Below are 14,126 nucleotides of genomic sequence, written 5' to 3' on the forward strand. Positions count from 1 at the left end.
CGCCTCCTGATTGGAAGCGGTTTGAGTGTTGCTTATTAACCCTTATTGCTGTTTCTCCCCCTGCTGCCCCGCTTCCTGGCTCGGGAATAGTGGCAGCTGTCACAAATAGGGAATTTAAAACCAGAAGGCAGCCTTTTTCCACAGCGCTTGCATTTCAGGGTCATGGATGACACTTCTGTATCCAGGCTTTCATGTACACCGTCCGCAATATCTTCGCGAAGGCGTTCCCAGTAGATTGCTTCTGTTCCTCTTCCCAGCCGGTACAGGAATAACAGATGCAGGCCGACAGCTTTATAAGCAACTTCCTGCTGCTCGAGATTTTTTCGCTTCAATCGTGGTTCAGGAAGTTCTGCGCCGCTGATGATAGCATCCATCGTTTCTAGCCACTGTGCCGTTAATTCCGGCTCTTTTTTTGAAAACGGGAGATGCAGGAATCCGTATAAATCCATCATCGATAAGCGGGCTTCTATCTCCGTTCCTCTTACAAGTTCATACAGCTCCCTTTCTTCAAATAAGGAAGCTTTTTGGGTCCCGAATGGACTTTCGAACTTTTCCCAGAGTTCAAAAAATCTTCCGAGATCGTGATAGTATTTTTGAAATCGTTCAAAGACCGAGTTTGTCGGGGCAATGGCAAAGGACTGGACGGGTTCGTCTTCTTGGTCCAACAGCTTTGACATCATTTTAATGTCTTTAGTGAAAGCCACCTTACCTACATCATAAATCCCTTTCCTTCCTGCTCTTCCGGCAATTTGTTTTACTTCCTGTGATGTAAGGGTCCGTCTTCGGGTTCCGTCAAACTTATCATTTTCCAAAAACACAATCCGGCGGATCGGCAGATTTAATCCCATTCCTATTGCATCCGTTGCCACAATGACTCTTGTTTCCCCTTTAATGAATCTTTGCATCTGTTTCTTACGCGTTTCCGGGGGCATGCTTCCATAAATCATGCTGACAGAATGGCCGTTATTCTGCAGTTTGGAAGCCGTTTCGAGGACACGCCTTCTTGAGAAGCAGACGAGTGCGTCTCCTCTTTTTGCCTGTCTAAAAGAGAATTCGCGTTGTTCCACTTCCAGAGGAATATCCCGGCTGTACTCGTTGACCTCCACCTCGCAATCTTCAAGGAGCCCAAGGAGCATTGGTTTGACATTTCGGCTTCCGATGATATGCACTTCTTTCGCCCTGGCTTTGGTAATGGCTTTATACCAGGAGAAGCCACGGTCTTTATCGGCCATCATTTGTGCTTCGTCGATGACTACTACATCATACTCTTCTCTTTTATAAAACATCTCCACTGTACAGGAGACATGCCTGGCTCCAGGCACCATTTTTTCTTCTTCGCCGGTCTTCAGGCTGCAGGGAACTCCATCGTTATTCAGGCGGTCATATACTTCCAATGCAAGCAAACGCAGCGGTGCCAGATATAACCCGCTTTTTGCTTTTTTCATGCTGGCCAATGCATGATGTGTTTTACCTGTATTGGTTTCTCCTATATGAAGGACATACTTGGTATTTCCGCCAAGGGAGACACTGTACTCCCTGCCGAATATATCATTCATCATCCGTTCTTCTATTTGCCTTTGCCGTTCTAGTTCTGCCAGTTCTGCAGCCTTTCTCTCTTCTCTTCTCGCCACATCGCTTTTATAAATGGACGCATGAGCTTCTTCTTCATATGGAATTTCCGATAATTTCAACAGATCCTCGACATACTCTTCCTGAAGATAATCCATATAAATTAATGCCTGGTCAAGGAGTTCATGCTGCATCCATTTTCGAATGTCACCTGAAGATAAGGATTCATCAAAAGCTCTTTGATATAACTGAAAGTGTTCTTCCGTCATATGTTGAAGAAGCGATTTAGGGAATGTCTTCAGTAAATAATTCGAGACAAATTCCTCATAGACAAAATAATAGGTTTCGTATTCCCAATAACTTCTTCCCCTATGGAGGGTCCGATGGATCATCCCGTTCAGTTCCTGGAAAAATTCAGAAAGGGTTCTATAATCTTTCGGATCAAATTGGCCCAGCTCTTCCAGCTGTTCTTCGAGCATAAATGTGTCAACATGACGGTATCTCACTTTTTCTTTGAAGTCACTGACAAGCTTCTGGGCAACTGCATATCGGACGGGCAGATACCACTCCTGCTTAATTGTATGGAAGATCTTTTCAAGGGTTTTGGTGATCTCGGCAGTGACCTTTTTCTGCTCTGCTTCAATCTTATCTTGTTCCATGCGTAGGAGATAGCCTTCCCTTGCAAGCTCATACCGTTCATCCCATTGATCTGCCTTGGACTGGGCAAGTTCCTGGAGCCATGGAATGACATCAAACGGCTTATATCCGCGCATCTCATTGCGAAAAACTTGATTGATGACCTTTTTATCTACCCCTTCAACTTCGTAATCCTTATCACGGAGGAAAGATTTCTTGTCACTTCTGCTGACAAAATTAGTGACTTTGTTCAGCCAGACATTCAGCCATAGCTGCTCTATATAATGGATTCTTTCATTGAGATAATCATCAAAGGATGGCGCCGCCTCCTTTGTTTCCATATAGCGAAAGATATCTTCTTTAATTTTTCGTTTTGTATCTTGTATTGCTTCTTCATGCAACTCATTCAATTTATCCACTTAAATCACCTTTTCTTTAAACTGCTTTGAAAACATTACTTTTGGCAATGGCCGCAGTAAAATGTTTTTTTTGAAGAGATTTCATCTTTGATTATAGGATTTCCGCATCTCTGGCAGGGTTCCCCCTCCCGATCGTAAACCCGGCATTTTGAATTGTAGCCACCTGTAAGACTGTCTCCTGGAAAAAATGGTTCTTCCATATATCCACCACTGTTCACCGCATCTCTTAATATAAATTGCATTGATTGAAAAAGCTGGCGGTTCTCATGGTCCGAGAGTTCGTTGAATTTACGTTCCGGAAGAAGCCCGGCGTGGAAACACATCTCATCGGAATAACAATTGCCGATCCCGGCTAAGAAACTTTGATTGACAAGCGTAGTCTTCAGGCTTCCCCTTCGTTTTCCGGCCAGCTCCATAAAATTTTCGATTTTAAACTCAGGGTCTAAAGGCTCGGGTCCCAGATCATCTAATTTTTTTTTTGCTGCTTCAATTCCTTTATATAAATGTAAATACCCAAGTCGGAGCCCGATAAAATATAAATGCTCATTTCCAAAGGACAGCCTGACTTGTATCGTTCTGTCCGGTTTCTCTTGTTCAGTGCTGTAAAACATCCAGCCTCCGAGCATCAAGTGCAATAATAATACTACATCATTATCGAGATGAAACAGCAAGTGCTTTGCTCGTCTTGTCACGTTTTTTACAGTTTGATTTTTTACCAGGCTGTTGAATTCTGTAACAGGGACGTTTATGGACTTTTCTCTTCCGATCTCGACTTCAGTAATTTGTTTATTCTGGATTCTCTGCATAAGCAGATTCTTGTAGTTTTCCATCTCTGGAAGTTCCGGCATGGTACCACTCCCACTCTTTTTCTCTTATCTTTTCCGTTCTCAAGTAAAAAACAAGTCCCACAAATCGGAAAACGCCACTGAATGCTTCACCACTTTAAAGCAGCGGGGGACAGTCCCCCGCTGCTTTAAAGCGTTAAATTAGTTTCGAGCAAGCCCCTTTTTATTCCAATCGCAAACAGAAATCAATAATTTTCCATACTATAAATCGAATGGAATTTAAGGAGGATGCTTATGTATAGAGAAGATTTCCCGATGTATGAACACGATGAGAGATTTTTACCATTGCTTGCTGTAGGAGCGGCAACTGGTGCTTTTGGCGGTTTCGGAGGTTATGGAGGTTATGGCTGGGGTTATGGCCGTCCCGGTTGGGGCTATGGCTTTGGAAGGCCGGGTTGGGGCTATGGCCGTCCTGGCTGGGGATACGGAAGACCGGGTTGGGGCTATGGTCGTCCCGGCTGGGGTTATGGCCGTCCTGGATTCTGGAGATGATGTAAGGAAAAGACCTATCCAATTGACTGGATAGGTCTTTTTGCATCTATAACTCCGCCTGAAATGTATAATATGGAAATTACCTAAGCAAAATATCATTAATGAATTATTCTTTGCTCTGTAAAGCGGGTGTTTGAAATGATGACTCTGCCTAATTTCGTCTGGTATATTCTTCTCTCTCTCCTTAGCCTGTTCCTGCTAATCTATACTTTCATTATAAAAAGAAAAGAATTCAAAAAGGTATTATCTGTCTATATGTTCATCTCCGGGCTTAGTTTTATAGTGGATTTTATAATCCTCGTCTGCTTTAAAGCCTATACTTACAATCCGGAGATCCTTGAATCAGAATGGTTTGACAGTATAATGGGATCTTTTACTTCACAGGCGATTGCCGTACCTGCTGCTGCCGTGTTCCTCACAGCATTTCAGCTGGGTTGGCAGTGGATCTTCCTGTTCACTGCAATACTAACGGGAATTGAACTCTTCTTTTTAAATATCGATATTTATAAACAGTACTGGTGGAGTACAGTATATACCGCGGTCCTTTTGCCGATAGGGTTCAGGCTTTCGCAAAAGTGGTATCATGCCCTTTCGGATCCTAAAAAAATTGTAGAACTATCAACAATCTATTTAGGCCTCAATACATATGCTCAATCATTGAAATTCTTTCTTGTAGTATCATTCTCTTCTCATCAATATCAAGTTGGCCTCTTTAGCGACCCCCTGCGGGATTCGATATTTGGCAATTCAATCTATTTATTGATCATTACAGTGATAATGTCACTGATCATAGTTTTTTGTTTTAAATGGTATATTGCCGTGATACTGATCGTTTTAGAATGGGCAGTTACGAAATGGCTGGAAGTAAGCGGAATCCTGAAGTTAGCTCCACATTGGAATACTGGATATTTTAGTTTATTATTTGTAGCCACACTATTGTTATTCCGCTGGATCTATATAAAGGTTTTTGAAAAGGAGCGGTTTTTTATTTAGAAAATACTGTCCTCTTTATTCCATCTCCAGCTCAATAATATGAGCAATTTTAGATGGAATACGGGTCCGATTCCATCACTATTCCAAGGTTCCCTACGATTTCAGACGGTAAAGCCACTAATTCCATTTTTGGCTGTGCCAGTTAACTAAAACCATAAAAAAGAAGACTGGAGATTCCAGTCTTCTTTCCATCATTATTGTTGAACTGGTTTTTTCAGCAAGCCGACCATCACAGCTGTGACAGCTGAACCGATGAGCACGGCAAGAAGGTACAATAAAGGATTTCCCATAACGACAGGGAATACAAAGATTCCACCGTGAGGCGCAGGAAGTCCGATACCGAACGCCATTGCAAGTCCGCCGGCTACTGCTGATCCGACAATTGCAGATGGGATGACACGTCCAGGATCTGCTGCTGCAAATGGGATGGCTCCTTCAGTAATGAATGATGCTCCCATGAAGTAGCAAGTGAAACCTGCTTTTCGTTCTTGTGCAGTAAATTTCTTTTTAAAGAATGTAGTAGCTAATGCCAATCCAAGCGGTGGAGCCATACCCCCTGCCATGATAGCCGCATGAGGACCGAAGTTTCCAGCATCAATCATGGCAATTCCGAATGTGAATGCTGCTTTGTTGATCGGCCCGCCAAGGTCAACTGCCATCATACCGCCAAGAAGAATTCCAAGAAGCACAAGGTTGGTTGTACCCATGCCGCCAAGCCATTCTTGCAATTGCTCATTGAGGAAAGCAACTGGTTCATTAACAACGAATAACATAATCAGACCAGTAATTAAAATTCCGAATACAGGGTAAAGCAATACCGGCTTTAAGCCTTCCAGCCAGTTTGGAAGATTTGCAAATAATTTTTTAAGAAGCAGTACAACATAACCGCCAAGGAAACCGGCAATCAATCCGCCAAGGAAACCGCCGCCTCCAGTTGCTGCAAGGAAACCGCCGACCATACCGGCTGCAAAACCAGGTCTGTCAGCAATACTCATGGCAATGAATGCTGCCAGGACAGGAATCATCAGGCCGAATGCACCAGAACCGCCGCCGATCGTGCTTAGAGCTTCAGCGATTGGATTATAGGTTTCGTGATTAGGATCGGCTGCTTGAATTCCAAACATGAAGGAAATCGCAATTAAGATACCGCCTCCGACAACGAATGGAAGCATATTGGAAACACCGTTCATCAAATGCTTATAGAAACCGCTGCGCTTCTCTTTTGTTTCTCCCTCTTCTTCTGTTGCTTTGCCGCTGCCCTCATATACTGGAGCATCGCCATTTACGGCGCGGTCAAGCAGTTTGTCCGGATTACGGATTCCTTCTGCTACAGGGACCTGGATGACCTTTTTCCCTTTGAAACGTTCCATTTCAACTTTGGTATCTGCTGCAACGATGATGGCTGTCGCATTTTCAATTTCCGCTTTTGTTAATTGGTTCTTCGCGCCGCTTGAGCCATTCGTTTCCACTTTAATGTCGATATTTTTTTCTTTCGCTTTTGCTTTCAGTGAGTCTGCCGCCATATACGTATGGGCAATCCCAGTCGGACATGCCGTAACTGCCAGGATTTTTCCTGCTCCGGCTGCAGTACCTGGAGCAGCTGTCTCTACAGGCTGTTCTTCAGGCTCCTCTTCTGCCAGAACTTCTTTTTCTTTTTCATCGATGAGAAGAAGGACTTCTTCTTCATCAGAAGCATTCATCAATTTCTTTCTGAATGCATCATCCATTAAAAGGGATGAAAGACGTGAAAGTGTTTCTAAATGGGCGTTGTTTGCCCCTTCGGAAGCCGCGATCATAAAGAATAGATGACTGTTTTGGCCATCGAGTGCCTCATAATCAATTCCGTCTGCTGAGCGGCCAAATGCGATGGCAGGAGTCTTGACGGAAGCCGTTTTAGCATGCGGAATGGCAATGCCTTCACCGATTCCGGTTGTGCTTTGTTCCTCTCTTGCCAGAATCGCTTTCTTGTAGCCTTCACGGTCGTTTAGCTTTCCTGCTTCATCCAATTTGCTGACTAGCTCATCGATGACTTCAGCTTTGGAACCTGAGTGTAAATGAAGGATCATGGTGTTTTTCTGTAGTAGTTCTGTTATCCTCATTGGTATTCCCCCCCTGAAATAGGTGTTGTCTCTATTTCATTTAACAGTTTATCGATTGTCTCTTTTGTACAGAAGCCTGAAGAATAAGCGGTGGCACTGCCGGCAGCGGCACCGAATTTGAAACTTTTCAACTCATCCCCTGACTGTTCAAAGGAAGCGATGAAGCCAGCAACAACTGAATCCCCTGCGCCGACTGAGTTAACAAGGCTGCCGGGTGGTACTGGTGCAAATTGTGCAAATTGTGCATCTTGCTCTGTGAAGTATAAAGTTCCTTTGCCGCCCATTGATACGATGACATTCTGAGCTCCCATTTCCACTAACTTCTTTCCATATGGAATCGCATCTTCTTTCGTTTCAATGGAAACATCGAATAGCTCTCCCAACTCATGGTGGTTCGGTTTAATGAGGAATGGTTTGTATTTCAAGATGTTCAGCAGCTTTTCTTTCGTTGTATCAACGACGATTTTAACGCCATTATTTACTAACTGCTTTATAATCTGTTCATAAAAATCACTTGGCATGGAAGGCGGAATACTTCCTGCAAGTACCAGGATATCGCCTTCTTTCAGAACATCGAGCTGGCCAGTCAGCGCTGAGATTGCTTCATCAGAGATTACTGGGCCATTCCCGTTAATTTCGGTTTCCTGTTCTCCGCGGAGTTTGATATTGATGCGGGTATCACCATCAACATGAACAAAATCGGTATCGACGTTTTCCTTTTTTAGTTCATCCTGGATATATTGGCCGGTTAAGCCGCCAAGAAAACCAAGCGCTTTGTTCTGGATTCCAAGGGATGTTAAAACACGTGAAACATTGATTCCTTTTCCGCCCGGAGCTTTCGATTCATGCTCCATTCGGTTCGTTTCCCCAAGATTCAGTGCATCTACTGTTACAAAGTAATCAATAGAAGGGTTGAGTGTAAGTGTGTAAATCATGTTGTCACAACCTTTATTGAAGTATGCTGTTGATAATGCTGGATGTTTTCATTCGATTTGTTGGTTATCAGCACGGCTGCTTCCATATCGGTTATCTTGCTGAAAGATACTTCTCCGATTTTTGAATGATCGGCCAGCACAAATGCTTCTTGTGAAAGCTTTATTGCCGTTTGCTTTATTAATGCTTCTTCGGGATCCGGTGTTGTAAAGCCGTATTCGAGATCGACTCCGTTGGTTCCAATAAAGCATTTATCAAATCGGTATGTTTCCAGAGAGTCAAGGGCTGACCTGCCGATGATCGCCTGTGTCGAACCTTTAACCAAACCGCCAAGTAAATAAGTGGTGATGCCTTTTTCAAGCAGTGGCGCGATTAAGGTGATACCGTTTGTTACAACGGTCAACTTCTTTTGACTCAAGTATGAAATCATTTGCTGTGTGGTCGTCCCGGCATCCAAATAGATGGAATCGCCATCCTGGATTAAGGAAGCAGCTTTTTTTGCGATGTTGATTTTATCTTGAAGGTTTTTGAATGATTTCTCTGTCATGCTTGGTTCATTCCGTTTGCCTTGCAGCAAAGAAGCACCGCCGTGAACCCTTTTAAGTTTTTTATCTTCTTCTAATTGAATGAGGTCACGTCGTATTGTTGACTCTGACGCGTTTGTTTCTTCAATTAGTTCCTGCAGCTTTACGACTCCTTTCTCTTTTAAAAGAGAAAGAATGATCTGTTGTCTTTCAGGAGTAAGCATTTTCATCCTCCAATTCAACTTGAAGTAATTTCATTATAGAGTAAGCCTTTACATTTTTCAATCATAAAAATTCATTTTCTTTCAGAAACGTTCAATGAAGTGATTTTTCTGACTATTGATTTGCTCAAAGACATTAGGGAGCAGCTTTACAACCATGTTCAATTAAACGGATTTTAAAAGCGAGGACAAAGAAAGCTACAGCACGATGAGCTAATACTATAAGGGAAGAAATTTCCCTTATGTATGAAATATCGAGAAAAATAGCTCAAATAGAGGAAATAATTTCCGCTATTTACTTAAAAAACATGAAAATTGGGTTGCTGAGCATGCTTAACGGAAGATTCTTCCCTTATTTACCTCTCCCCAGCTAAATTCTGCAGTTTAACGGAAAAATTTCCCCTTATTTTCCCCCCTCCTTTAGTGACTAACTCATTGATGAAATTTTGATTTATATTACGAATTCATAGTAAAAAGCAGTCCGTTTTGGACTGCTTTTTCTAGTTTTGCATTCAAAAACTGTACTACTTCTGATTATCGTTCTCTACTGTTTACCTATTATTTTGGCTATCCGGGCTCTCTCTTTATTCCTCTTCCATTAAATCTGCAATGGAATGGGAGTCATAGATTTCTTCTTTTCGAAGATTTTTTATAACTTCCTCTTTATTTTCTTTGCTTTTATTTTGATTCAGCTTCCACTTTCCTTCAATCTTCTCTACATTGATTTTGAAACCGACGATCCCATTTAGAAGACGGGTAACCGTCTCTTCCTCCTCTTCCGTTTTCCAAGGCTTCTCAAGATCTTTTTCATAAAAATCCACCGACTCTTGAAGTATGGAGTACAATTCATGTGAATCATTAATAATTTCTATCGTTCCCTCGACGTGCACGGCTACGTAGTTCCAAGTCGGAACATTTTTCTTCTCTTTGTACCAGGATGCAGAGATATAGGAATGGGGTCCCGAAAATACAACCAGGACCTTTTTGCCGTCCAGCCCCTTCCACTGCTGGTTTACCTTTGCCATATGTCCGATGAGTTCCGGCTGATCTTTTTGAGCAAGGATAAAAGGCAGATGTGTCGCATGAGGACCTTGTGCATTATGAGAGAATAATATACCAAAACTGTTTTCATGGATAAACTGCATCAGCATCTCAGGGTCTTCCATTTTAAAATCTTTTGGGATGAACATTATTTTCCTCATTTCATTTGTTTTCTTTTACTATACTATAAGAATAAGAAGATTTGAGGAGTGAATTGAAGATGGTCGCTGAATGGCAGGAGATTATTCCCCAAATTAATAAATTGGTTATAAAAGCGAATCCAAATAATGAACCTGTTTCAATTGACGGGAGCGCTGACGGGCTTGTTCTGGCCGGAACAGGGACAGATGCGGCTGTTTTCCGTTCCTTGCTTCTCCCCCACTTGGCATTCAAGGTTTATGCAGACGAAAAATGCGGGAAAAAAGCTGTTGAGGAATATGTTTATGACCGTCTTGGTACATCTCCTTATTTCTCTAAAAAAATCGGCAGCGGCGAAAATTTTCTTGTATTGAGTTATGAAGAAGGAACCACACTATATGATTGTTTACTCCAAGGAATCTCCATTCCTCTTAATGTCATAAACGAAGTTGAAGAAGCAAGGGAGCATATCCGGAATCAGGGATTGAACCCCAGGGACATGCATTTGAAAAATATCCTGCTTTATGAAGGAAAGGTGAAAATTATCGACGTTTCTGAATATATTCAGCCAGGAAATGATCACCGATGGGAATACTTAAGGAGAGGGTACGAACAGTATTATCGTTATATTGACGGGAAACCGGTTCCTTCCTGGCTGGCAGAGACAGTCCGTACTTGGTTCAACCAGTCAAAAGATTCCCACTTTACCTTTGAAGAGTTTATGAAGAAAGTGATGGCACTGACATTCCGGTGGAAGATATGAAAGAGGAAATCATAAAAAGCGATCCGCCTTTAATGCGGATCGCTTTCCTGTTAATTTTTTGCTTCAAGTTCCTGCAGAACTGCGAAAAAGAAATGATAAATCAACTGCAGATTTCTTCCCAAGGATTCATTTTCATTAAAGCCATCCAGCTTATCAATTGAAAGGTTTACATCGAACAAACCATCTTTGTCATTCCACATCAGCTGTACTTTGTCCTCACCATGAAGTTTATCAGCTAAGATGGATTTCAATTCTACTGCGTTTTTCTTTTGCTGTTTCAATCCGGTCAATACACTATAATGTCCGAACACATCGTCCACTTCTATTGTCAATCCATCAATCCGGATAATATCAAACCACTTGCTGTCAATATACAGAAACTCATTAACATGCTGTTTAACAAAATTGACAGGGGTCTCCAAAAAGGCTGGCGTCTCTTCGGTTTTGACCAGCTCTTCGGTTTCTTTGTCCACTCTTTCAATCAGTGCATCATGAAAGCGAACGGAATCGTCCAATAGTTCAATCGCAGTCCCTTCGGGTAGAAGCGCATGTTTCTGGGCAAACTCACTCTCATCAGAAAACAAAGCAATTTTCCCATCCTTCATTTCTTCTTCTATGTATGTTTTAATCGATTTGGTAAGCATCTTTGATCCTCCTATTTTCTTTTCATTAATAGTTATATCATAACCTATTGGAAAATCCGTAAACTTTGCTGAAAATCGACAAATATCGGGATGTGCCTGTCACTAAAAAAAGCTTGCGGGCATCTCAGCAAGCTTTTCGTGAAGTCAAATCAGAAGTATACTTGAGGACAGTCTTCCCGTGATGGAGCGAAGAAGCAGTGAGATTTAAATCTTCCTACATTCCGCTGGTCGTACCAGGTCGGAGGACAGTCTCCCTCCGGACGGAAGAACCATAATGCATAGGATGCCGGATGGTATTTCCATCCCTTGATGACCTGCCTTGCCAAGGCAATATCTTTTTCCCTTGCCCTCTGATAAAAATAACCCTTCACCGTTGCTTCAAATCCTCCAGGCCGCTGGTACACCATATCTCTAAGAGTACGTATATCTTTAAAGTCAAGACAATTGGAGATGACCCTGTTCACCCCGGTATTTCCTACGGTGAGCATTCCTAAACGCCCGTCACCTTCCGCTTCGGCCCTCATCAGTCTCGCCAGTAATCTTACATGTTCTTCTGGAGCTTTAATAATTGCCAACTGAACCCTACCTCCTTTTATCAATCCTATAACCATGTATATTCAAAAGAGGTAAAATAGTGGCGATAAAATATTGGTGCACTTTCTAGTCAGCATTAGTCCGTTTTACGGTATTTTTTATACATTTGTCCTCTTTGAAGCGGTCATACCCACAACGTCTCACCGATATCCAAAATCTTCAGCTTCTCTCTTTCAAGCTGTTGGTTTTCCCATTCAGCCAGCAGGCGGCTGAGTGCTTCAGGGCCAGTGTCATCTGCAAGCCGATAGGCGCCATAATGCATGGGGATAAACAGGCCGCCGCTCATTTCCTTGAAGGCTGTGACTGAATCCTCCGGGTTGATGTGGCTGTCCCTCATGAACCATTCAGGCTCATAAGCTCCAATAGGCATAAGAATAATATCCGGGGAAAGTTTTTCGGCTATTTCTTTAAAGCCTCTAAAATAACCTGTATCACCGACAAAGTGGATGGATTGTTTATGATGTTCACCTCTTAACACCCAGCCTCCCCAATGTGAGGTGTTCGTATCAGTAAGGGTGCGTTTGGTCCAGTGCTGCGCAGGTACGAAGTCGATGAGGACACCTTTCTCGCTAAATGAATCCCACCAGTCAGCTTCCACTATTCTTTCATATCCCCTTCTTGTGAAGGCAGACTTCAGTCCATGGGGTACATAGAATACTGGATCTCCTTTGATTCGTTTGATTGTAGCAAAATCCAGATGATCATAGTGTCCATGGGAAATAAGGATAATATCAATGGCCGGGATTTCACTCAATGTGAGACCGGGCTCTGTCAGTCTTTTTCCTGTCCCCATCCTCCTTGCCCAAACAGGATCGGTCAATATGTTCAGTCCATCCAATTGAATAAGGAAAGTAGAATGGCCTATCCATGTAAGGGAAGGTTTGTCCTTATTCTTCTGCAAGCGGTCTGCTTCTTTTTTGGATGCTTGAGGTATCTGGGTCGCCAAGTCCTTTACTTTGGATCGTCTTTCCTTCATCCACTTCATGAGTTCCTTGAATGATTTTTGGTTGCTGACATCATCTAAATTTTTATAGCGCGTTTTTGCCATAATATTCCCTCGATTTTTTTCTTTCATTATACTTTAAGAGATAGGGTCTCGTACAAAAAAAGGTGCCAGGCATAATTAAGCTGCTTTGCCCCTGGCACCTTCATAATGAATTCATTTTAATAATGTAAGCTGTTTTTTATAATTGCCTCTTATAATTCCTTTTTCTGTAATGATGGCTGTAATGTATTCATTTGGTGTGACATCGAATGCCGGGTTAAAGACTTTTACACCTTTGGCAGCGACTTCAATACCATTTAAGTGGGACACTTCTTCGGTATTGCGTTCTTCGATCGGAATTTCCTTGCCTGTTTCAATAGCCAAGTCGATTGTCGATAATGGGGAAGCAACGTAAAATGGGATATTGAATGCCTTTGCCAGGATGGCCAGCCCGCGAGTGCCGATCTTGTTGGCAGTGTCCCCGTTAGCTGCAATCCTGTCGGCACCGACAATAATCGCAGCGATCTTCTTCTCCGCAATGGTGTGGGCTGCCATGTTGTCAGTGATGAGGGTGACATCAATTCCCGCCTGCATCAACTCCCAAACCGTCAAACGCGCACCCTGAAGCACTGGTCTCGTCTCTGTGGCAAAAACCTTCAGGTCAACTCCTTTTTCCTTTAAAATATAAAACGGAGCTAACGCTGTCCCGTAACGGGCAGTGGCAATTCCCCCTGCATTACAATGTGTCAGGACCGAATCTCCCGACTGGAATAATTCAGCGCCATGTTCCCCGATGGAACGGCAGACCTCTTCGTCTTCCTTTGCAATCGTCAAGGCTTCCTCCAAAAGCAGGGCCTGGCCCTCTACGACTGTGGCCGCTTGGGAAAATCGGTTGAAAAGCCTTGCCAGAGCCCATGCCAAGTTAACTGCAGTAGGGCGTGAACCCTCCAGGTAGCTTTTCTTCTCTTCCAGCTCATAATAAAAGCCGAGGAAGTTTTCTTTCTCCTTAAACGATTGCGCCCAAAGAGCAAGTCCGAATGCAGCCGTAATCCCGATTGCAGGAGCGCCCCTCACCTTCAGGCTGTGGATGCTTTCCCACACGTCTTCTATCGTCCTCAACTTAATGAATTCTGTCACATGCGGAAGTTTCTGCTGGTCAAGCAGCAGGATGTGATCATCCTTCCACTCTACAGAACGTATGGTTGTTGTATCGGTTGCCATGCTTTTCCT

At 43.0% G+C, this 14,126-nt stretch carries 13 protein-coding genes; 3 read left to right on the top strand and 10 right to left on the bottom strand.

Going from position 1 to position 14,126, the window contains the following annotated elements; translation table 11 throughout:
- Window positions 1-35: 35 nt before the first annotated feature.
- Window positions 36-2,624: a DEAD/DEAH box helicase gene (locus ACOJQI_RS10040; RefSeq protein WP_421385081.1), complete on the bottom strand. Its 2,589-nt coding sequence runs from the start codon at window positions 2,622-2,624 to the stop codon at window positions 36-38.
- A 35-nt stretch (window positions 2,625-2,659) separates the two neighbouring features.
- Window positions 2,660-3,472 carry an Fpg/Nei family DNA glycosylase gene (locus ACOJQI_RS10045; protein ID WP_421385082.1) on the bottom strand — a complete coding sequence of 271 codons (813 nt, stop codon included), beginning with the start codon at window positions 3,470-3,472 and terminating at the stop codon, window positions 2,660-2,662.
- Between the two features lie 231 nt (window positions 3,473-3,703).
- On the opposite strand from ACOJQI_RS10045, the gene ACOJQI_RS10050 reads away from it, so the two are divergent.
- Window positions 3,704-3,961, top strand: a complete 258-nt coding sequence (locus ACOJQI_RS10050; protein WP_421385083.1) for a hypothetical protein — start codon at window positions 3,704-3,706, stop codon at window positions 3,959-3,961.
- 138 nt (window positions 3,962-4,099) lie between these two features.
- On the top strand, window positions 4,100-4,954 hold the full coding sequence (locus ACOJQI_RS10055; RefSeq protein WP_421385084.1) for a hypothetical protein: 855 nt from the start codon (window positions 4,100-4,102) through the stop codon (window positions 4,952-4,954).
- A gap of 194 nt (window positions 4,955-5,148) precedes the next feature.
- Here the strand turns inward: ACOJQI_RS10055 and ACOJQI_RS10060 are convergent, their stop codons facing one another.
- The 4 genes from ACOJQI_RS10060 to ACOJQI_RS10075 form a co-directional block, all read right to left on the bottom strand.
- Complete coding sequence (locus tag ACOJQI_RS10060) at window positions 5,149-7,053, bottom strand: PTS fructose transporter subunit IIABC (RefSeq protein WP_421385085.1); 1,905 nt, start codon at window positions 7,051-7,053, stop codon at window positions 5,149-5,151.
- A complete protein-coding gene (pfkB, locus tag ACOJQI_RS10065; protein WP_421385086.1) occupies window positions 7,050-7,988 on the bottom strand; it encodes a 1-phosphofructokinase in 939 nt (312 codons plus the stop codon). Before pfkB ends, ACOJQI_RS10060 begins: the two co-directional genes overlap by 4 nt.
- Window positions 7,985-8,734: a DeoR/GlpR family DNA-binding transcription regulator gene (locus ACOJQI_RS10070; RefSeq protein ID WP_421385447.1), complete on the bottom strand. Its 750-nt coding sequence runs from the start codon at window positions 8,732-8,734 to the stop codon at window positions 7,985-7,987. The genes pfkB and ACOJQI_RS10070 overlap by 4 nt, the downstream gene beginning before the upstream one ends.
- A gap of 581 nt (window positions 8,735-9,315) precedes the next feature.
- Entirely contained in the window at window positions 9,316-9,921 is a 606-nt protein-coding gene (locus ACOJQI_RS10075; RefSeq protein WP_421385087.1) for an FMN-binding negative transcriptional regulator, read from the bottom strand.
- A gap of 71 nt (window positions 9,922-9,992) precedes the next feature.
- On the opposite strand from ACOJQI_RS10075, the gene ACOJQI_RS10080 reads away from it, so the two are divergent.
- Window positions 9,993-10,673 (top strand): serine/threonine protein kinase, encoded by a 681-nt coding sequence (locus ACOJQI_RS10080; RefSeq protein WP_421385088.1) that lies wholly within the window; start codon window positions 9,993-9,995, stop codon window positions 10,671-10,673.
- Between the two features lie 50 nt (window positions 10,674-10,723).
- On the opposite strand, the gene ACOJQI_RS10085 is transcribed toward ACOJQI_RS10080, so the two are convergent.
- From ACOJQI_RS10085 to mtnA, 4 genes are all read right to left on the bottom strand, one after another.
- Window positions 10,724-11,317: a hypothetical protein gene (locus tag ACOJQI_RS10085; protein WP_421385089.1), complete on the bottom strand. Its 594-nt coding sequence runs from the start codon at window positions 11,315-11,317 to the stop codon at window positions 10,724-10,726.
- 149 nt (window positions 11,318-11,466) lie between these two features.
- Window positions 11,467-11,841: a cell wall hydrolase gene (locus ACOJQI_RS10090; protein ID WP_421385448.1), complete on the bottom strand. Its 375-nt coding sequence runs from the start codon at window positions 11,839-11,841 to the stop codon at window positions 11,467-11,469.
- A 194-nt stretch (window positions 11,842-12,035) separates the two neighbouring features.
- Window positions 12,036-12,959, bottom strand: coding sequence for an MBL fold metallo-hydrolase (locus ACOJQI_RS10095; protein ID WP_421385090.1), 924 nt, complete (start codon window positions 12,957-12,959; stop codon window positions 12,036-12,038).
- Between the two features lie 111 nt (window positions 12,960-13,070).
- Window positions 13,071-14,117, bottom strand: a complete 1,047-nt coding sequence (gene mtnA, locus ACOJQI_RS10100) for an S-methyl-5-thioribose-1-phosphate isomerase (protein WP_421385091.1) — start codon at window positions 14,115-14,117, stop codon at window positions 13,071-13,073.
- Between the last annotated feature and the right edge of the window lie 9 nt (window positions 14,118-14,126).

The sequence above is a fragment of the Bacillus salacetis genome (assembly GCF_049177075.1).
GTDB classification, from domain to species: domain Bacteria; phylum Bacillota; class Bacilli; order Bacillales; family Bacillaceae_B; genus Rossellomorea; species Rossellomorea salacetis_A.

What these genes read in the sequence shown, in the direction of transcription:
- ACOJQI_RS10045 (WP_421385082.1), bottom strand. Translation starts at nt 3,472, where the DNA reads ATGCCGGAACTTCCAGAGATGGAAAACTACAAGAATCTGCTTATGCAG.
- ACOJQI_RS10050 (WP_421385083.1), top strand. Translation starts at nt 3,704, where the DNA reads ATGTATAGAGAAGATTTCCCGATGTATGAACACGATGAGAGATTTTTA.
- ACOJQI_RS10055 (WP_421385084.1), top strand. Translation starts at nt 4,100, where the DNA reads ATGATGACTCTGCCTAATTTCGTCTGGTATATTCTTCTCTCTCTCCTT.
- ACOJQI_RS10060 (WP_421385085.1), bottom strand. Translation starts at nt 7,053, where the DNA reads ATGAGGATAACAGAACTACTACAGAAAAACACCATGATCCTTCATTTA.
- pfkB (WP_421385086.1), bottom strand. Translation starts at nt 7,988, where the DNA reads ATGATTTACACACTTACACTCAACCCTTCTATTGATTACTTTGTAACA.
- ACOJQI_RS10070 (WP_421385447.1), bottom strand. Translation starts at nt 8,734, where the DNA reads ATGCTTACTCCTGAAAGACAACAGATCATTCTTTCTCTTTTAAAAGAG.
- ACOJQI_RS10075 (WP_421385087.1), bottom strand. Translation starts at nt 9,921, where the DNA reads ATGTTCATCCCAAAAGATTTTAAAATGGAAGACCCTGAGATGCTGATG.
- ACOJQI_RS10080 (WP_421385088.1), top strand. Translation starts at nt 9,993, where the DNA reads ATGGTCGCTGAATGGCAGGAGATTATTCCCCAAATTAATAAATTGGTT.
- ACOJQI_RS10085 (WP_421385089.1), bottom strand. Translation starts at nt 11,317, where the DNA reads ATGCTTACCAAATCGATTAAAACATACATAGAAGAAGAAATGAAGGAT.
- ACOJQI_RS10090 (WP_421385448.1), bottom strand. Translation starts at nt 11,841, where the DNA reads ATGAGGGCCGAAGCGGAAGGTGACGGGCGTTTAGGAATGCTCACCGTA.
- ACOJQI_RS10095 (WP_421385090.1), bottom strand. Translation starts at nt 12,959, where the DNA reads ATGGCAAAAACGCGCTATAAAAATTTAGATGATGTCAGCAACCAAAAA.
- mtnA (WP_421385091.1), bottom strand. Translation starts at nt 14,117, where the DNA reads ATGGCAACCGATACAACAACCATACGTTCTGTAGAGTGGAAGGATGAT.